The sequence below is a fragment of the Mitsuokella sp. AF21-1AC genome (assembly GCF_003458855.1).
Lineage (GTDB): Bacteria > Bacillota > Negativicutes > Selenomonadales > Selenomonadaceae > Mitsuokella.
Genome location: NZ_QRVW01000005.1, coordinates 30,762 through 47,844, shown reverse-complemented (window position 1 = coordinate 47,844; position 17,083 = coordinate 30,762). Strand labels below are relative to the sequence as shown.

The window sequence follows — 17,083 nt, the reverse complement described above, 5'->3', positions numbered from 1 at the left end:
TTTGTCACTCGTAAAACTGAACGTTAAGAAGGGCGACACGGTCGTCGTGCTGTCCGGTAAGGATAAAGGCAAACAGGGCAAAGTCATCACGGCTATGCCGAAGAAGGGCAAGGTTATCGTCGAGGGCGTCAACAAAGTAAAGCGTCACACGAAACCGAACCAGAAGGCTCCGCAGGGCGGCATCCTCGTGAAGGAAGCTCCGATGCATGCCTGCAAAGTCATGGTCGTCTGCCCGGCTTGCAAGAAGGCAACGCGCGTTGCCCACAAGGAAGTCAATGGCAAGATGGTCCGTGCCTGCAAGAAGTGCGGCGAAGTCATCGACCAGACGAAATAAGCGAGAAAGGAGGAACATAAGTGGATAGATTACAGGAAAAATACCAGAACGAAGTCTGCAAAGCCATGACGGAGAAGTTTGGCTACAAGAACGTGATGCAGCTCCCGAAAATCGAGAAGGTCATCATCAACATGGGTGTTGGCGAGGCTGTCGGCAACCCGAAGGCCCTCGATGCAGCAGTGAGCGATCTGACGATCATCGCTGGCCAGAAGCCGCTTCTGACTCGTGCAAAGAAGTCCCTCGCAGCCTGGAAGCTGCGTGAGGGCATGCCGATCGGCTGCAAAGTAACGCTGCGCGGCACGCGTATGTACCAGTTCCTCGATAAGTTCATGAACGTTGCTCTCCCGCGCGTCCGTGACTTCCGTGGTGTATCGGATAAGGCTTTCGACGGCCGCGGCAACTACGCAGTCGGCCTCAAAGAGCAGCTCATCTTCCCGGAAATCGAGTATGATAAAATCGATAAGATCCGTGGCATGAACATTGTAATTGTTACGACGGCACAGACGGATGAAGAAGCCAGAGAGCTCCTGAAACTCATGGGTATGCCGTTCAAAGCATAAGGAGGTAAGGAAACTTGGCTAAGAAGTCTATGGTTGAGAAGTGGAGCAAAGAACCGAAGTTCTCCACGCGCAAGTACAACCGCTGCAAGATCTGCGGCCGTCCGCATGGCTACATGCGCAAGTTCGACATGTGCCGTATCTGCTTCCGCGAGCAGAGCTACAAAGGCGCTATTCCTGGCGTAACCAAAGCCAGCTGGTAATTATTGACATTTGAAAGGAGGATATCGATTCAATGGTAATGACTGATCCTATTGCAGATATGCTGACTCGTTTGCGCAATGCAAACTCTGTATTCCACGAGAAGGTGGAAATCCCGGGTTCCAAGATCAAGACCGCTATTGCAGAGGTCCTGAAGGAAGAGGGTTTCATCAAAGACTACACGTTCACGGAGGACAACAAGCAGGGTGTCATCACGATCGCCCTCAAGTATGGCCCTCAGCGCGAGAAGGTCATCTCCGGTATCAAACGCATTTCGAAGCCGGGCCTTCGCCAGTACGCAAAGCACGATGAGCTTCCGCGTGTTCTCGGCGGCCTCGGCATCGCCATCATTTCCACGTCCAAGGGCATCATGAGCGACAAGCAGGCCCGCAAGGCTGGTCTCGGCGGCGAAGTCATCGCTTACGTTTGGTAATTGATAGTAGTCAGGAGGTGTACAGATGTCAAGAATTGGTAGAGCACCGATTGAAATCCCGGCTGGCGTAACGGTTACGCTCGGCGAGGACAATCTGGTGAAAGTAAAGGGCCCGAAAGGTGAACTTTCCCGCCACATTCATCCGGAAATGAAAGTAACCGTCGAAGGCAACGTTATCACGGTAACGCGTCCGTCCGACGATAAAACGCACAGATCCCTCCACGGTCTGTCCCGTACGCTGATCCACAACATGGTTGTCGGCGTAACGGAAGGTTTCTCCAAGAATCTCGAAATCAATGGTGTCGGTTACCGTGCCCAGAAGCAGGGCAAGAACCTCAACCTGTCCCTTGGTTTCTCCCATCCGGTTGTCGTCGAGCCGCCGCAGGGCATTGAGTTCGACGTACCGTCCGCCAATGCCATCACGGTAAAGGGCATCGATAAGGAAGTTGTCGGCCAGATCGCAGCTGAGATCCGCGGCTTCCGTGAGCCGGAGCCGTACAAAGGCAAGGGCATCAAATACGCTGGTGAGCATATCCGCCGCAAGGAAGGTAAAGCCGGCGCTAAGGGTAAGAAATAAGGAACGCATTCGGGAAAGGAGTGAATCTCTGTGCTTCTTAAAGCAGATAAGAACAAGGCACGTCAGAAACGTCATCTGCGTGTCCGCAACCATATCGCAGGCACGGCGGCTCGTCCGCGCCTCAACGTATATCGCAGCCTCGCAAACATCTATGCGCAGGTTATCGATGATGAGAAGGGCGTAACGCTCGTCTCCGCAAGCTCCCAGGACAAGGGTTTTGAGAACTACGGCGGCAACATCGAAGCAGCTAAGGCTGTCGGTGCTGAAGTCGCCAAGCGTGCTCTTGAAAAGGGCATCACGGAAGTCGTATTCGACCGTGGCGGTTATGTTTATCATGGCCGTGTTGCAGCTCTCGCAGAAGCAGCTCGTGAAGCTGGTCTGAAATTCTAAGATAACGTCTGAAGGAGGTAAATGAATGGCTAGAAATATGGACAACGAGACTCCTGAGTTCGAGGAGAAAGTTGTATATATCAATCGAGTAGCGAAAGTCGTCAAGGGCGGCCGTCGCTTCTCGTTCAGCGCCCTTGTTGTCGTTGGCAACAAGAAAGGTAAAGTAGGCGTTGGCCTCGGCAAAGCTGCTGAGGTTCCGGAAGCAATCCGCAAGGGTGTCGAGGATGCAAAGAAGAACCTCATCGAGGTTGCTCTTTACGACAACCGCACGATTCCTCATGAGATGATCGGTGTCTTCGGTGCCGGCAAAGTCATGATGAAGCCGGCTGCAAAAGGTACTGGTGTTATCGCCGGCGGCCCGGCTCGTGCCATCCTTGAGCTCGCAGGTATCCGCGATATCCTGACGAAGTCCCTCGGTTCCGCAAACCCGAACAACATGGTCCGCGCAACGATGGAAGGCCTCAAGGCACTCAAGCGTGCAGAGGCTGTTGCTGAGCTCCGTGGCAAGACGGTTCAGGAAATCTTAGGTTAATAGGAGGCTCACAAAATGGCAAAAGTTAAAGTCACGCTGAAGAGAAGCTTGATCGGCCGCCCGGAAACGCAGCGCAAGACCGTTCGTGCTCTTGGACTGCGCAAGATCAACTCCGTTGTTGAGCTTCCGGACAACCCGGCCATCCGTGGCCAGCTCCACAAGGTCGAGCATCTGATCCAGGTAGAAGAAATCGCAGACTAAGACGGAACAGGAGGTGTACTAGATGAAATTACATGAATTACAGCCAGCAGCTGGTTCCCGCAAGGTTCGCAACCGCGTCGGTCGCGGCCTCGGCTCCGGCAACGGCAAGACGGCTGGCCGCGGCATGAAGGGCCAGAATTCCCGCAGCGGCGGTGGCGTACGCACGGGTTTTGAAGGCGGCCAGATGCCGATTTACCGTCGTCTCCCGAAACGCGGCTTCAAGAATGTCTGGGCTAAGACCTTTGCTGAGGTCAACGTCGAGACGCTGAACCGCTTTGAAGATGGCACGACGGTTGATCCAGTTGTGCTCGTTGAATCCGGTATCCTGAAGAACGTGCAGGACGGCATCCGTATCCTCGGCAATGGCGAGCTTACGAAGAAGCTGACGGTTCGTGCAAACGGCTTCACGAAATCCGCAGAAGAGAAGATTACGGCAGCAGGTGGCAAAGTAGAGGTGATCTGAGGTGCTCTCAGCCCTTGGCAACATCTTTAAGATTCCAGAACTTCGGCAAAAGATCATTTTCACGCTGATCATGTTTGCCGTCTTCCGGATGGGGACGCATATCCCCGTTCCGGGGGTTGACCCGACGGCGCTTGAGAAGCTCTTCGCCAACGGCAACCTGTTTGGTCTGTTAGACCTCTTTTCTGGCGGTGCGTTCAGTAAATTTTCCATCTTCGCGATGAGTATCACGCCGTACATCAATGCGGCTATCATCATCCAGCTGCTCAATGTCGTCATCCCGACGCTCGAGCAGTGGTCCAAGGAAGGCGAGGAAGGTCACAAGAAGACGACCCAGGTCACGCGCTACCTCACGGTGGTGCTGGCGTTCCTGCAGGCAATTGGCATGTCCATTGGCCTCAAGTCCGCCATCCTCAATCCGAATCCGGTGAACATCCTCATCATTGCCATCACCCTCACAGCGGGGACGGTCTTCCTCATGTGGGTCGGTGAGCAGATTACGGCACAGGGTGTCGGCAACGGTATCTCCTTGATCATCTTTGCCGGTATCGTCGCGGCTCTTCCGAAGAACCTTGGAACTCTTTACCATTACGTACAGGCTGGCACCATCAGCTATTTCAGTGTATTCATGTTCGGCGTCATCGCGCTCGCGATGGTCATGTTCGTCGTTTACATTGAGACAGGCTTCCGCCGCATTCCCATCTCGTATGCCAAGAGAGTGGTCGGTCAGAGAGCCTATGGTGGTCATTCCAGCCACATCCCCCTGAAAGTCAATCAGGCGGGTGTTATCCCAATCATCTTTGCGTCATCCGTGCTGATGTTTCCAGTAACCATTGCCCAGTTTATTGATGTACCCTGGGTAAAGACCGTTGCCAGTTATCTTGAGTGGGGCAAGCCGCTTCAGACGGCGCTTTACGTCGGCCTGATCATCTTCTTCACTTATTTCTATACTGCGGTTACTGTAAAGATATCGGATATGGCAGAGAATCTGAAAAAATACGGTGGTTTCATCCCGGGCATCCGCCCTGGACAGCCAACGGCAGATTATTTGGATCATGTCATGACTCGTATCACGCTTGCGGGTTCCGTGTTCCTGGCCTTTATCGCCGTCCTGCCGAATATGATTGCTGCGGCAACTCATATCGAAGGCGTTTACTTCGGCGGTACGGCCCTGCTCATCGTCGTGGGCGTTGCGCTCCAGACCATGAAGCAGATCGAATCCATGGTCGTCATGCGTCACTACGAAGGGTTCATGAAATAAGAGGAGGCAGTACATTATGCATATCTTGTTAATGGGCCCCCCGGGTGCCGGTAAAGGCACGCAGGCGGCTAATCTTGTCAAAGAGTTCGGCATTCCGCACATCTCCACAGGCGATATGTTCCGTGCAGCTGTCAAGGAAGGAACGGAACTCGGCAAGCAGGCGAAGGCATGCATGGACGCAGGCAAACTTGTTCCGGACGAAGTCACGATCGGCATTGTTCGTGAGCGTCTCGCCAAAGACGACTGCAAGAAGGGATTCATCCTCGATGGCTTCCCGCGCACCGTCGAACAGGCCGATGCCCTGACGGGAATCCTCAAGGATCTCGGTCTTTCCCTGACGCGCGTCCTGAACATCAGCGTTCCGGCTGCGGATCTCATCGAGCGTGCAGTCGGCCGCCGCATCTGCAAGAAGTGCGGAGCTACGTATCACACGAAGTTCAATCCGCCGAAGAAGGAAGGCATCTGCGACGAATGTGGCAGCGAACTTTTCCAGCGTGCAGATGATAACGCGGAGACGATGAAGAATCGCCTTTCCGTATACGAGGCTTCCACGAAGCCGCTCATCGACTATTACAAAAAAGCCGGTGTCTATACGGAAGTCGATGGCAGACAGGCAATCGACAAAGTCACGCAGGACCTCATTGATGCCTTGAAGGCTTGAGGATTGCCGGTGAATTCACCGAATTGATAGAAGTGTTGTAAGGGCGGCCAGTGGCCGCCCATTACAATGATTAGAGGAAAATGACAACCTGTTGTTGGGCATGGCATTGAAAGATTATGCAGAAGCTCCTTAGATGACTTTGGCCCAACCAATTTCTATGACAAGGAGAACTGACATGTCGAAGCAAGATGTTATTGAAGTAGAAGGCAAAGTCCTGGAGGCACTGCCGAATGCAATGTTCCAGGTTGAGCTGGAGAATGGTCATGTTGTACTGGCGCATGTATCCGGAAAGATCCGCATGAATTTCATCCGCATCCTTCCCGGTGACAAAGTCACGATTGAACTCACGCCTTATGACTTAACGCGTGGCCGTATAACCTACCGATTCAAATAAGTCAAATTGTTCATTTTGCCCGTCATAAAAAAATATTTGACTTTTTTCGCCTTTGCCACTAGGCAGGAGCGAAGAAACATGGTATACTAGCAAAATGACAAGACTGACAATATCGAAAAGGGGGCATATAACGATGAAGGTAAAACCGTCAGTAAAGCGGATTTGCGAGAAATGCAAGATCATCAAGCGCAAAGGCCGTGTAATGGTCATCTGCGAAAATCCGAAACACAAACAGAGACAAGGTTAATGAATGAATAAGGAGGTGCTTTATTAATGGCACGTATTGCCGGTGTAGATTTACCCCGTGACAAGAGAATTGAAATTGCTTTGACGTACATTTTTGGTATTGGTCTCAAGACTTCTCAGGATCTCCTGAAGATGACTGGCATCAATCCGGATACTCGTATGCGAGACCTCACGGAGGACGAAGTTGTAAAACTTCGTGATGTCATCGATAAGAACGTCGTGGTTGAAGGTGACCTTCGCCGCGAGCGCCAGATGAACATCAAGAGACTCGTTGATATCGGCTGCTACCGTGGTCGTCGCCACCGTCTTGGTCTTCCTGTCCGTGGACAGAACACAAAGAACAACGCCCGCACGCGTAAAGGCCCGAAAAAGGCTGTAGCAGGCAAGAAAAAGGACTAATAAAGGAGGGTTAACTGGTGGCAGTTAAGAAAGCAGTTCGCACGAAGAAAAAAGTTCGTAAGAACATTGAATATGGCGTAGCACATATCAGCTCTACGTTCAACAACACAATCGTTACGCTCACCGATAAGAGCGGTAATGCACTTTCCTGGGCCAGCGCAGGCGGCCTTGGTTTCCGCGGCTCCCGCAAGAGCACGCCGTTTGCTGCACAGATGGCAGCTGAGACGGCTGCAAAGGCAGCTATGGAGCATGGCCTCAAGCAGGTCGAAGTTTACGTTAAGGGTCCTGGTGCCGGCCGTGAAGCCGCAATCCGTTCCCTGCAGGCAACGGGCCTCGAAGTCAACATGATCAAAGATGTTACTCCGATTCCGCACAATGGCTGCCGTCCGCCGAAGCGTAGAAGAGTATAATAGGAGGTGCATTTAACCGATGGCAATTGATAGAGTACCAGCCCTGAAGAGATGCCGTGCCCTTGGCATCGAGCCGGCTGTTATTGGTCGTTCCAAAGAATCGAAGCGTCAGCTCCGCCGCACGAACCGCAAGGTTTCCGAGTATGGCACGCAGCTGAAAGAAAAGCAGAAAGCAAAGTTCATCTACGGTGTGCTCGAGAAGCAGTTCCGTGGATACTACGATAAAGCAAAGAAGATGCAGGGCGTTACGGGTGAAAACCTCCTCGGCCTTCTCGAGCGCCGCCTCGACAACGTTGTCTTCCGCCTTGGCCTCGCCAACACGCGCCGTCAGGCTCGTCAGCTCGTCCGTCATGGCCATTTCACGGTCAACGGCAAGCGCGTTGACATCCCGTCCGCACTCGTTGCAGTCGGCGATGTGATCGCTGTGGCAGAGAAGAGCCAGAGCAATGCATTCTTCAAGGAGCTCAAGGAGAGCAGCAACGCCCTGTCCGCTCCGGCTTGGCTCCAGGCCGATCAGGCCAACCTCACGGGTACGGTAACGCGTTTCCCGAACCGTGATGAGATCGATGTTCCTGTCAACGAGCAGGCTATCGTCGAGTTGTACTCCAAATAATGAATATTTGTGCCTGTGCGCATAGTGTTATTGAGGAGGTTCATTCAAGATGATAGACATCGAGAAACCGAAAATTGAAATTGCGGAAATCAGTGAAGACAACCGCTATGGCAAGTTCATCTGCGAGCCACTCGAGCGCGGTTACGGCACGACGTTCGGCAACAGCCTGCGCCGCATGCTCCTGTCTTCTCTCGAAGGTGCTGCGATTACCTCCATCCGGATCGATGGCGTGCTCCATGAGTTCTCCACGATTCCGGGCGTCCGGGACGATGTCACGAACATCGTGCTCAACCTCAAGGAGCTCTGCCTCAAGATGACGGGCAATGAGCCGCGCGTCATCCGCATTGACGTTGAGGGTGAGAAAGAGGTCACGGCTGCCGACATCATCTGTGATGCCGACATCGAGGTCCTCAACCCGGATCTTCACATCGCTACGGTCAACGCTGACGGCAAGCTCAAGATTGAGATGACGGTTGAGCGTGGCCGCGGCTATGTGCCGGCTGACAAGAACAAGAAGCCGGACGACACGATTGGCGTCATTCCAATCGATTCCATTTTCTCTCCGGTCAAGCGCGTGAACTACACGGTACAGGATACGCGTGTTGGCAACGTGACGGACTATGACCGCCTGATCCTCGAGGTCTGGACGGATGGTTCGCTGCGCCCGGAGGAAGCCGTCAGCAAGGCTGCCGGTATCCTCGTCATGCACCTCAAGCTGTTCCAGAACATGGACGGGCTGCCGGAGGAAGTGGAGGAGGAAGAAGCATCCTTCCCGGAGGAGGAAGAGGATAATTCTTCGAAGGTTCTCGATATGACCATCGAAGATCTCGACCTCTCCGTACGTTCCTTCAACTGTCTCAAACGCGCCAATATCAACACGGTCGCAGACCTTGCTGAGAAGACGGAAGACGACATGATGAAGGTCCGCAACCTCGGACGCAAATCTCTTGAGGAAGTCAAGAAGAAGCTCGAGGAACTCGGTTTAACGCTCAAACAAAACAACGACTGACAGGAAAGAGGGAAATCAATGAGCTACAGAAAATTAGGACGTAACTCCGCAGCCCGCAAGGCGCTGTTCACGAGCATTCTCACTTCCTTCTTCAGATATGGCCGCATTGAGACGACGGAAGCTAAGGCAAAAGAGCTTCGCAAGTTCGCTGAAAACCTCATCACGCTCGCAAAGCGCGGTGATCTCAGCGCTCGTCGCCAGGCAATCGCTCAGCTGGCTGATGAAGATGTAGTAAGAAAGCTGTTTGATGAAATCGCAGGCAAGTACGCAGACCGCCAGGGCGGTTACACGCGTATCCTGAAGCTCGGCGTTCGCCGCGGCGACGCTGCTCCGATGGTCATCATTGAGCTCGTCTAATTCCATACGGAATCATGAGGTCATCTGCTTCGGCAGGTGGCCTTTTTTCATGCATGGATTGTCAACTGATGATTTGATTTGTTTTGACAATCGAAGTGCGGTATAATGGAACGGTCGATTTGAAATACGAAAAGGAAGGAACGGATAGTATGGCCTTTATCGAGCTGGACCATGTCTCTCATATCTACCATGCCGGCACGGAGAACGAGCATCAGGCACTCGACGATGTTTCGCTTGCCATCGAGCGGGGTGAGTTTGTCGCCATTCTCGGCACGAATGGCTCGGGCAAGTCGACGCTTGCCAAGCATCTCAACGCATTGCTGCTGCCGACGCGCGGCACCTGCCGCATTGCCGGCTGCGATACGTGCGAGGAGGAAGATCTCTGGAAGATTCGGCAGGAGGTCAGCATGGTCTTCCAGAATCCGGACAACCAGATCATCGCGGCCATCGTCGAGGATGATGTGGCGTTTGGTCCGGAGAATCTCGGCATGCCGCCCGACATGATTCGCGAGAACGTGCATCGGGCGCTCGAAGCCGTTCATATGACGCGCTTCCGCAAGTTTGCGCCGCACCTCTTGTCAGGCGGCCAGAAACAGCGTGTGGCCATTGCCGGTGCACTGGCCATGCAGACGCATTGCCTCGTGCTCGACGAGCCGACGGCCATGCTTGACCCCGAGGGCCGTGAGGAGGTCATGGCGACGGTGCGTCAGCTCCACGAGGAGCGCGGCATGACCATCGTACACATCACGCATTTCATGGAGGAAGCGGCGGCAGCTGATCGCATCGTCGTCATGGATAAGGGACATGTCGTCGCCGTGGGCACACCGCGCGAGATCTTTGCCCAAGCTGACCGCATGAAGAAGCTGGGCCTCGATGTGCCGCTCGCGTCACAGCTCGCCCTGCGCCTGCGCAGGAAGGGCTTGAAGCTGCCCGCAGATATCCTGACCGATGAGGAACTTGTCGCTGCCCTCGTGCCTTGAGTGCGGTGCATTGTCCAGGCATGCTGCCGGGGTGTTTTATTATGGAAGAAAAAGATGGGAGTGAACGCGTTGTCCATTGCGCTGGAACATATCGAATACATCTATATGCCCAAGACCCCCTTTGAACGGCGGGCTCTTCAGGATGTCTCAGCCGTCATCGAGGAAGGATCCTTCACGGCTATTGCGGGCCATACGGGGTCGGGCAAGTCGACGCTGCTGCAGCACCTAAATGGCCTGCTGCATCCGACGAAGGGGCGCGTGCTCGTGGATGGCGTCGATCTGCAGCCGGCCGACAAGAAGGCGCGTCCTGCGGCCAAGGAGGCACGCCGCAAGGTCGGCATGGTCTTCCAGTATCCGGAGCAGCAGCTCTTTGAGGAAACCGTGGCCGCTGACGTGGCCTTCGGTCCGCGGAATCTCGGCTGCACGGAAGAGGAAACGCGGCAGCGTGTGCAGGAAGCCCTGCAGCTTGTGCACCTCGATTACGCTACGTATGCAAAGCGTTCGCCCTTCCAGCTCAGCGGCGGCCAGATGCGCCGCGTGGCCATCGCCGGCGTGCTCGCCCTGCGGCCCAAATACCTCGTGCTTGATGAACCGACGGCTGGGCTCGACCCGCGCGGCCGTGAGGAACTCATCGCGACCATCCGCCAGCTGCACGAGAAGCAGGGGATGACGATTCTCTTTGTCTCACACAACATGGACGATATTGCACGGCTGGCCGATCATCTGCTCGTGCTCAATCAGGGCAGGCTCGTCTCGGACGGTACGCCGCGCGAGGCTTTTGCCGATGAGACGATGCTGCGCGCAGCCGGCTTGCGCCCGCCGCATGTCATGACGCTCGTGCAGGAACTGCATGCAGCCGGCCTGCCGCTGCAAGAAGACGCGCTGACGATCGATGAGGCTGAACGAGCCATACTGGCGGCCTGTCAGAAGGGAGGGAAGGCCTGATGCTTTCCGATATCACAATTGGGCAGTTTTTTCCAGGGGATTCCCTGCTGCACCGGCTCGATCCGCGCACGAAGATCATCCTGCTCTTCTTCTTTCTCGTGGCCATCTTTGCCGTCAGCAGCGCGGCCTCATATGCGCTGCTTTCGGGACTGACGCTGGCGCTCATGCTCGTCTCGCGCGTGCCGATGCGCATGATGCTGCGTTCGGTGAAGCCGCTCTGGTGGATTATCCTGTTTACCTTTGTCATCCACCTGTTCAGCACGCCGGGTGAGGAACTGGCGAAAGTCTGGATTTTTACCGTGACGATAGAAGGGCTTGTGCAGGGCTTTTTGATCTGCCTGCGTCTCGTACTGCTGATTCTCCTGTCGTCGCTCCTGACGTTCACGACGAGCCCGCTGAAACTTACCGACGCCATGGAACGGCTGCTGTCACCCCTGCGGCGCTTCGGTGTGCCTGCGCATGAGCTGGCCATGATGATGACGATCGCTCTGCGCTTTGTGCCGACGCTCATCGAGGAGACTGACCGCATCATGAAGGCACAGCAGTCGCGCGGAGCTGATTTCAGTGAGGGCAGCATCATGAAGCGGCTCCGGGCGCTCGTGCCCATCCTCGTGCCGCTCTTTCTCTCGGCCTTCCGCCGTGCCGACGATCTCGCAATGGCCATGGAGGCCCGCTGCTACCGCGGCGGTGAGGGGCGGACGCAGATGAAGGCCCTGCAGGTGACGGGCATCGATTACGTCGCATACGTCGTCTCCTTTGCCCTCTTCGCCGTCCTGGCCTTCCTGCGCTGAACGCGCCGCCGTTTCTCTGTTTTTGGAAAGGATATTGCAGCAATATGAAACCGGAACACAAGGCTGAGATGAAAGCCCGCGCGCGCAACATCGTCCTGAAGGTCGCCTATGACGGCACGGCCTACCATGGCTTCCAGCGCCAGACGCTGCCTGTCGTCGCCGTGCAGAATGTGCTCGAGGAAAAGCTGCAGGTCGTCTTTGGCGATTCCATCGAACTCGCGGCTTCGGGCCGCACCGATGCCGGCGTCCACGCACGCGGACAGGTCGTCAATTTCTTTACGAACGGGCGCATTCCCGTTGACCGCATTGTGCGCGCCGTCAACAGCCTGCTGCCTTCTGACATTGTCGTACTGGCGGCCGATGAGGCGGATTTTGACTTCAGCGCGCGCCACAGCGCGAAGAGCAAGACGTACCTTTACCGCATCCAGCAGGGGGAGGTCCCGGATCCGTTCTCGGCCCGCTACGCCTGGTACGTGCGCCGCCCGCTCGACCGCGAAGCGATGGCGGAGGCCCTGCGGATGATTCTCGGCACGCATGATTTCTCGGCCTTCCGCGCGAGCGGCGGCGCGCCGATGAGCCCTGTCCGCACCATGTATGAGGCGGTTCTTGCCGATGAGCCGCGCGGCATCCTCACGTGCCGGATTCATGGCAGCGGCTTCCTTTACCACATGGTCCGCAACATTATCGGCACGCTCGTGCGCGTGGGGCTCGGCGACCTCGCGCCAGCAGACTTTCAGCGCATCATGGAGAGCCGCGACCGCACGCAGGCAGCTGCTACGGCACCGGCCTGCGGCCTGTTTCTTGAACAGGTGGAATATGGGAATGACTTGCATTTGTAACGAATGCACTTGCACCCCCCTTGTATATGCGCTAAAATATGAAAGAAGCCTGTAAAAGGCTTTTTTCGTAAACAACGGTATAACACTAGGTGGTGTAAACATGAAATCAGTATTGAACGTGGGGATTGACGTAGGCTCGACGACGATCAAGCTCGTGGTTCTCGACCATGAGAAGAAGATCCTCTACAAGAACTACGCCCGCCATTTCTCAGAAATCGGCAATGCCCTGCAGGAGAATCTGACGCATCTGAAATCCATCGTTGGTGAGCAGAAATTTTCATTTGCCCTGACGGGATCTGCCGGTATGGGCATTGCGCAGCGCATCGGCCTGCCCTTCGTACAGGAGGTCATCGCCTGCGCGGCTGCGGTCAAGCAGCTGATACCACAGACGGACACCGTGGTGGAACTCGGTGGCGAAGATGCCAAGATTACTTACTTCGGCGATGCACCGGAGCAGCGCATGAACGGAGTCTGTGCCGGCGGCACGGGCTCTTTCATTGACCATATGGCTTCGCTGCTCTCGACGGATGCCAAGGGGCTCAACGATCTGGCCGCCAAAGGCAAGCAGATTTACACGATTGCTTCGCGCTGCGGCGTATTTGCCAAGACGGATATCCAGGCTCTGATGAACGATGGTGCCGAGAAGGCCGACATTGCGCTCTCGATTTTCCAGGCCGTGGTCAACCAGACCATCGGCAACCTCGCACAGGGGCGGCCGATAAACGGCCGGGTCGCCTTCCTCGGCGGCCCGCTGCATTTTCTGCCGGAGCTCAAGAAGCGCTTCATCGAGACGCTCGAGCTCGACGATGACCATGTCGTCGATGTCGACTACGGCAACTACTTCGTGGCCATGGGCGCGGCGCTATCCGACGAGACGAAGGTCATCGACCTGCCCATCCTCGAGCAGAGTATCGAACGGGCGAAGGAAGCAGCGGCCAAGGAGACGCGCAAGGCCGACTTCACGCTCTTTGAGGACCGCGCGGATTATGAGCGCTTCAAGGCACGCCATGACAAGGACAAGGTAAAGCGCGGCGATCTTGCCGCGTATCGCGGCCCCGTCTATGTCGGCATCGATGCAGGCTCAACGACGACCAAGATCACGGCCATCGGCAGGGACAAGGAGATCCTCTACACGTCGTACGGCAGCAATCACGGCTCGCCCCTGAAGACGGTCGTACAGGAAATCAAGGAGCTCTACAAGGCGCTGCCTGAGGGCACGCATATCGCCGGCACGATGACGACGGGCTATGGCGAGGCCATCGTCAAGGCGGCCCTGCACGCCGACGGCGGCGAGGTCGAGACGTTTGCGCACTTGCGGGCGGCACAGGAGTTCTGTCCCGAGGTCACGTTTGTGCTCGACATCGGCGGCCAGGACATGAAATGCTTCTTCGTCAAGGACGGCAGCATCGGCAACATCACGCTCAACGAGGCGTGCTCGGCCGGCTGCGGTTCATTCATCCAGAACTTCGCCGAGGGCCTGCACATGACGCCGGCGGAGTTTGCGGCGAAGGCCATCGATTCCAAGGCGCCTGTCGACCTCGGCACGCGCTGCACGGTCTTCATGAACTCAAAGGTCAAGCAGGCGCAGAAGGAGGGTGCGGAGGTCGCCGACATCTCGGCGGGCATCGCGTTCTCGGTCATCAAGAACGCGCTCTTCAAGGTCATGCAGCTCAAGGATGTGCGCGAGCTCGGTGACCATATCGTCGTACAGGGCGGCACGTTCTACAACGACGCCGTGCTGCGCTGCATGGAGAAACTCCTCGACCGCGACGTCATCCGCCCGGATATCGCCGGCCTCATGGGTGCGTACGGTGCGGCCATCCTGGCCCTCGAGACGGGGCAGGAGCATTCCTCCATCCTGTCGGCTGACGAACTCGACGCCTTTTCTGTGACGACGAGCTCGTACCGCTGCCGCAGCTGCGGCAACAAATGCCTCATCACGATGCAGAAGTTCCCGGACGGCAGCAGGTATTTCACGGGCAACCGCTGCGAGCGCGGCATCGGCGGGGAAAAGAAGGAAGCCGATACGCCGAACATCTACCGCTACAAATACGAGCGTGTCTTCGCGCATTACCGCCCGCTCGAGCATCCGCAGCGCGGCGAAATCGGCATTCCGCGCACGCTCAACATGTATGAGGATTATCCGTTCTGGTTCACCTTCTTTACGGAGCTCAACTATCGCGTCGTGCTTTCGGGCAAATCGAGCGCTAAGCTCTACTTCAAGGGCATGGCGACGGTCCCGTCCGATTCCCTGTGCTATCCGGCCAAACTCGCACACGGCCATATCATGGACCTCGTCGAGAAGGGCGTGAAGAAGATCTTCTATCCCTGTGAACCATACAACATGAAGGACGATGTGCATCCGTCGGAGAATCACTTCAACTGCCCGATCGTGGCCTCGTATGCCGAGAATATCCGCGGCAACATGGATATCCTGCGCGAGAAGGACATCGACTTCATCCAGCCGTTCCTGCCCATCCACGACAAGAAGCGCATGATTGCGCGCCTCGTGGAGGAACTCGGCGCGCATGAACACCTGACGAAGGAAGAGATCACCGCGGCGGCGGAAGCCGGCTACCGCGAGCTCGCACAGTATCGTCAGGATGTCCGCGACTACGGCCAGAAAATCCTCGACCGCATCGCCATGACGGGAGAACAGGCCATCATGCTCGTGGGACGCCCGTATCACATCGATCCGGAAATCAACCACGGCATCCCGGAGATGATCCAGTCGTACCACCTGCCCATTCTCTCGGAGGATGCAGTCTACCACATGCCGGTCCACGGCGGCAAGCTCGAGGTCGTCAATCAGTGGAGCTACCACGCACGCCTCTACCATGCGGCGCAATTCGTCGCGGAGCACCCGAACCTCACACTCATCCAGTTCAGTTCGTTCGGTTGCGGCCTCGATGCCCTGACGACGGGGCAGGTCAAAGAAATCCTCGAGCAGCATCATCGCATCTATACGATGATCAAGCTTGACGAAGTATCGAACCTCGGTGCGGCCCGCATCCGCCTGCGTTCGCTGATGGCAGCGCTCGCACGCCGCAAGCCCGTGCCGTATCAGGAAGTCACGCCGATTGAGCGTCCGCATTTCACGGAGGAATGCAGAAAGACGCACACGATCCTCGCACCGCAGATGGCACCGATTCACTTCGAGCTCATCAAGGAAGTCATGCGCGACTTCGGCTATAATCTTGTGGTGCCGCAGATGCCGGACAAGGCGGCCATCGATCTCGGCCTGCGCTACGTCAACAACGACATGTGCTATCCGTCGATCGTCGTCATCGGCCAGCTCATCGCAGCACTCAAATCCGGCAAATACGACCCGGATCACACGAGCATCGCGATGTTCCAGACGTGCGGCGCCTGCCGTGCGACGAACTACATGAGCGTCCTGCGCCAGGCCCTCAAGTACGCGGGGTTCCCGCAGGTGCCGGTCTTCGCCGTGCACGGCCTGCCGGAAGAGACGGATTCCTTCCGCCTCACGCGCCCGATGCTCGTGGCGGCCGTCAAGGCCGCGATCTTCGGCGATCTCCTGCAGAATGTCCGCAACCGCATGCTGCCGTACGAGCTCCAGAAGGGCGAGACGCAGCGCCTCTACGACAAGTGGATGGCAAAATGCAAGGATGTGCTGCGCGACGGCGGGTTCTTCGCCTATAAGCGTACCATCAAGCAGATTGTCCGGGAATTCGACAATATCCCCATCGACGAGACGCTCTGGAAGCCGAAGGTCGGCATCGTCGGCGAGATTCTCGCCAAATACCATCCGGTGGCAAACAACCACATCGAAAGCGTGCTCATCGAAGAGGGCGCCGAAGTCGTCATGCCGGATTTCGTGGACTTTTTCCTGTATTCGGCCTATGACTCCATCTCGAAGCACGAACTCCTGGCCGGCAAGTACAAGGACGAGTTCTTCGCGAAGATCTTCATCAAAATCATCGAGTTCTTCCGTCAGCCGATGAAGAAGGCGCTCGAGAAGAGCCGCCACTTCATGCCGCCGCATTCCATCTACAAGACGGCGGAGCTCGCCTCGCGCCACGTCAGCCTCGGCAACATGGCCGGCGAAGGCTGGTTCCTGACGGGCGAGATGGTCAAGCTCATCGACGAGGGCGTGCCCAACGTGGTCTGCCTGCAGCCGTTTGGCTGCCTGCCGAATCACATCACGGGCAAGGGCGTCATGCACGAGCTGCGCGAGAGCTACAAGGGCGCAAACCTTACGGCCATCGACTGCGATGCCGGTTCGTCGGAGGTCAACCAGCTCAACCGGCTCAAGCTCATGCTGGCTGTCGCGAAAGAACGCGGCCCCCAGAAGCAGCAGGCAGAGGAGTCCGTGGAGGAACAGGCGGACACCGATACCATGAAGGTCGCAGAAAGCCACTCGTAATGACTTGTCATAATGCGTATCCATATCCATAAGGGCCAAGAGCCGCCGTACATGCAGAACCATGGCATGTGCGGCGGCTCTTTTCGTTCAGGAAATCAATGCAAGG

23 protein-coding genes are annotated in these 17,083 nt (G+C 56.3%); all 23 read left to right on the top strand.

The genetic code is table 11. From position 1 onward, the window contains the following. Position 1 precedes the first annotated feature (1 nt). The 23 genes from rplX to DWX75_RS02775 all read left to right on the top strand — a co-directional run bounded on the left by rplX (position 2) and on the right by DWX75_RS02775 (position 16,977). Complete coding sequence (gene rplX / locus DWX75_RS02885) at positions 2–334, top strand: 50S ribosomal protein L24 (protein ID WP_118014804.1); 333 nt, start codon at positions 2–4, stop codon at positions 332–334. Between the two features lie 20 nt (positions 335–354). Beyond that, positions 355–894 (top strand): 50S ribosomal protein L5, encoded by a 540-nt coding sequence (gene rplE, locus DWX75_RS02880; RefSeq protein WP_118014802.1) that lies wholly within the window; start codon positions 355–357, stop codon positions 892–894. Between the two features lie 14 nt (positions 895–908). Then, positions 909–1,094 (top strand): type Z 30S ribosomal protein S14, encoded by a 186-nt coding sequence (locus DWX75_RS02875; RefSeq protein WP_147369891.1) that lies wholly within the window; start codon positions 909–911, stop codon positions 1,092–1,094. A gap of 32 nt (positions 1,095–1,126) precedes the next feature. After that, positions 1,127–1,525: a 30S ribosomal protein S8 gene (gene rpsH, locus DWX75_RS02870; RefSeq protein ID WP_118014798.1), complete on the top strand. Its 399-nt coding sequence runs from the start codon at positions 1,127–1,129 to the stop codon at positions 1,523–1,525. Between the two features lie 25 nt (positions 1,526–1,550). Next, on the top strand, positions 1,551–2,102 hold the full coding sequence (rplF, locus tag DWX75_RS02865; protein WP_118014796.1) for a 50S ribosomal protein L6: 552 nt from the start codon (positions 1,551–1,553) through the stop codon (positions 2,100–2,102). A 30-nt stretch (positions 2,103–2,132) separates the two neighbouring features. Then, positions 2,133–2,492, top strand: coding sequence for a 50S ribosomal protein L18 (gene rplR, locus DWX75_RS02860; RefSeq protein ID WP_036377745.1), 360 nt, complete (start codon positions 2,133–2,135; stop codon positions 2,490–2,492). Between the two features lie 25 nt (positions 2,493–2,517). Continuing rightward, positions 2,518–3,024 carry a 30S ribosomal protein S5 gene (gene rpsE / locus DWX75_RS02855; RefSeq protein WP_118014794.1) on the top strand — a complete coding sequence of 169 codons (507 nt, stop codon included), beginning with the start codon at positions 2,518–2,520 and terminating at the stop codon, positions 3,022–3,024. Positions 3,025–3,039: 15 nt separating this feature from the next. Then, on the top strand, positions 3,040–3,225 hold the full coding sequence (rpmD, locus tag DWX75_RS02850) for a 50S ribosomal protein L30 (RefSeq protein ID WP_005842127.1): 186 nt from the start codon (positions 3,040–3,042) through the stop codon (positions 3,223–3,225). A 22-nt stretch (positions 3,226–3,247) separates the two neighbouring features. Further along, on the top strand, positions 3,248–3,688 hold the full coding sequence (gene rplO / locus DWX75_RS02845; protein ID WP_005842128.1) for a 50S ribosomal protein L15: 441 nt from the start codon (positions 3,248–3,250) through the stop codon (positions 3,686–3,688). Between the two features lies 1 nt (position 3,689). Then, the gene (gene secY / locus DWX75_RS02840) at positions 3,690–4,946 is read left to right on the top strand and encodes a preprotein translocase subunit SecY (protein WP_118014792.1); all 1,257 of its coding nucleotides are present in this window, start codon (positions 3,690–3,692) and stop codon (positions 4,944–4,946) included. 16 nt (positions 4,947–4,962) lie between these two features. Beyond that, positions 4,963–5,607 carry an adenylate kinase gene (locus DWX75_RS02835; protein WP_118014790.1) on the top strand — a complete coding sequence of 215 codons (645 nt, stop codon included), beginning with the start codon at positions 4,963–4,965 and terminating at the stop codon, positions 5,605–5,607. Between the two features lie 175 nt (positions 5,608–5,782). Then, positions 5,783–6,001, top strand: a complete 219-nt coding sequence (gene infA, locus DWX75_RS02830; protein ID WP_009645081.1) for a translation initiation factor IF-1 — start codon at positions 5,783–5,785, stop codon at positions 5,999–6,001. 133 nt (positions 6,002–6,134) lie between these two features. After that, on the top strand, positions 6,135–6,248 hold the full coding sequence (gene rpmJ / locus DWX75_RS02825) for a 50S ribosomal protein L36 (protein WP_005842139.1): 114 nt from the start codon (positions 6,135–6,137) through the stop codon (positions 6,246–6,248). A 26-nt stretch (positions 6,249–6,274) separates the two neighbouring features. Continuing rightward, positions 6,275–6,646, top strand: a complete 372-nt coding sequence (gene rpsM / locus DWX75_RS02820) for a 30S ribosomal protein S13 (protein ID WP_118014788.1) — start codon at positions 6,275–6,277, stop codon at positions 6,644–6,646. A 17-nt stretch (positions 6,647–6,663) separates the two neighbouring features. Beyond that, positions 6,664–7,056, top strand: a complete 393-nt coding sequence (gene rpsK / locus DWX75_RS02815) for a 30S ribosomal protein S11 (protein WP_005842142.1) — start codon at positions 6,664–6,666, stop codon at positions 7,054–7,056. Positions 7,057–7,075: 19 nt separating this feature from the next. Further along, positions 7,076–7,669, top strand: coding sequence for a 30S ribosomal protein S4 (gene rpsD / locus DWX75_RS02810; RefSeq protein ID WP_118014784.1), 594 nt, complete (start codon positions 7,076–7,078; stop codon positions 7,667–7,669). Between the two features lie 49 nt (positions 7,670–7,718). Continuing rightward, complete coding sequence (locus DWX75_RS02805; RefSeq protein WP_118014782.1) at positions 7,719–8,678, top strand: DNA-directed RNA polymerase subunit alpha; 960 nt, start codon at positions 7,719–7,721, stop codon at positions 8,676–8,678. Positions 8,679–8,696: 18 nt separating this feature from the next. Continuing rightward, on the top strand, positions 8,697–9,035 hold the full coding sequence (rplQ, locus tag DWX75_RS02800) for a 50S ribosomal protein L17 (protein ID WP_118014780.1): 339 nt from the start codon (positions 8,697–8,699) through the stop codon (positions 9,033–9,035). Positions 9,036–9,184: 149 nt separating this feature from the next. Then, entirely contained in the window at positions 9,185–10,015 is an 831-nt protein-coding gene (locus DWX75_RS02795; RefSeq protein ID WP_118014778.1) for an energy-coupling factor transporter ATPase, read from the top strand. 69 nt (positions 10,016–10,084) lie between these two features. After that, on the top strand, positions 10,085–10,960 hold the full coding sequence (locus DWX75_RS02790; RefSeq protein WP_118014776.1) for an energy-coupling factor transporter ATPase: 876 nt from the start codon (positions 10,085–10,087) through the stop codon (positions 10,958–10,960). Then, a complete protein-coding gene (locus DWX75_RS02785) occupies positions 10,960–11,751 on the top strand; it encodes an energy-coupling factor transporter transmembrane protein EcfT (protein ID WP_118014774.1) in 792 nt (263 codons plus the stop codon). The genes DWX75_RS02790 and DWX75_RS02785 overlap by 1 nt, the downstream gene beginning before the upstream one ends. Positions 11,752–11,795: 44 nt before the next feature. Beyond that, positions 11,796–12,590 carry a tRNA pseudouridine(38-40) synthase TruA gene (truA, locus tag DWX75_RS02780; protein WP_118014772.1) on the top strand — a complete coding sequence of 265 codons (795 nt, stop codon included), beginning with the start codon at positions 11,796–11,798 and terminating at the stop codon, positions 12,588–12,590. 100 nt (positions 12,591–12,690) lie between these two features. Further along, positions 12,691–16,977: a 2-hydroxyacyl-CoA dehydratase gene (locus DWX75_RS02775; RefSeq protein WP_118014770.1), complete on the top strand. Its 4,287-nt coding sequence runs from the start codon at positions 12,691–12,693 to the stop codon at positions 16,975–16,977. Positions 16,978–17,083: the final 106 nt, after the last annotated feature.

Bases quoted from the DNA above. Each gene is read 5' to 3' on its own strand.
- rplO (WP_005842128.1), top strand. From the start codon at position 3,248: ATGAAATTACATGAATTACAGCCAGCAGCTGGTTCCCGCAAGGTTCGC.
- rpsH (WP_118014798.1), top strand. From the start codon at position 1,127: ATGGTAATGACTGATCCTATTGCAGATATGCTGACTCGTTTGCGCAAT.
- rpmD (WP_005842127.1), top strand. From the start codon at position 3,040: ATGGCAAAAGTTAAAGTCACGCTGAAGAGAAGCTTGATCGGCCGCCCG.
- rpsD (WP_118014784.1), top strand. From the start codon at position 7,076: ATGGCAATTGATAGAGTACCAGCCCTGAAGAGATGCCGTGCCCTTGGC.
- rpsE (WP_118014794.1), top strand. From the start codon at position 2,518: ATGGCTAGAAATATGGACAACGAGACTCCTGAGTTCGAGGAGAAAGTT.
- DWX75_RS02795 (WP_118014778.1), top strand. From the start codon at position 9,185: ATGGCCTTTATCGAGCTGGACCATGTCTCTCATATCTACCATGCCGGC.
- rpsM (WP_118014788.1), top strand. From the start codon at position 6,275: ATGGCACGTATTGCCGGTGTAGATTTACCCCGTGACAAGAGAATTGAA.
- rpmJ (WP_005842139.1), top strand. From the start codon at position 6,135: ATGAAGGTAAAACCGTCAGTAAAGCGGATTTGCGAGAAATGCAAGATC.
- infA (WP_009645081.1), top strand. From the start codon at position 5,783: ATGTCGAAGCAAGATGTTATTGAAGTAGAAGGCAAAGTCCTGGAGGCA.
- DWX75_RS02775 (WP_118014770.1), top strand. From the start codon at position 12,691: ATGAAATCAGTATTGAACGTGGGGATTGACGTAGGCTCGACGACGATC.
- DWX75_RS02805 (WP_118014782.1), top strand. From the start codon at position 7,719: ATGATAGACATCGAGAAACCGAAAATTGAAATTGCGGAAATCAGTGAA.
- DWX75_RS02785 (WP_118014774.1), top strand. From the start codon at position 10,960: ATGCTTTCCGATATCACAATTGGGCAGTTTTTTCCAGGGGATTCCCTG.
- rplQ (WP_118014780.1), top strand. From the start codon at position 8,697: ATGAGCTACAGAAAATTAGGACGTAACTCCGCAGCCCGCAAGGCGCTG.
- rplF (WP_118014796.1), top strand. From the start codon at position 1,551: ATGTCAAGAATTGGTAGAGCACCGATTGAAATCCCGGCTGGCGTAACG.
- DWX75_RS02835 (WP_118014790.1), top strand. From the start codon at position 4,963: ATGCATATCTTGTTAATGGGCCCCCCGGGTGCCGGTAAAGGCACGCAG.
- truA (WP_118014772.1), top strand. From the start codon at position 11,796: ATGAAACCGGAACACAAGGCTGAGATGAAAGCCCGCGCGCGCAACATC.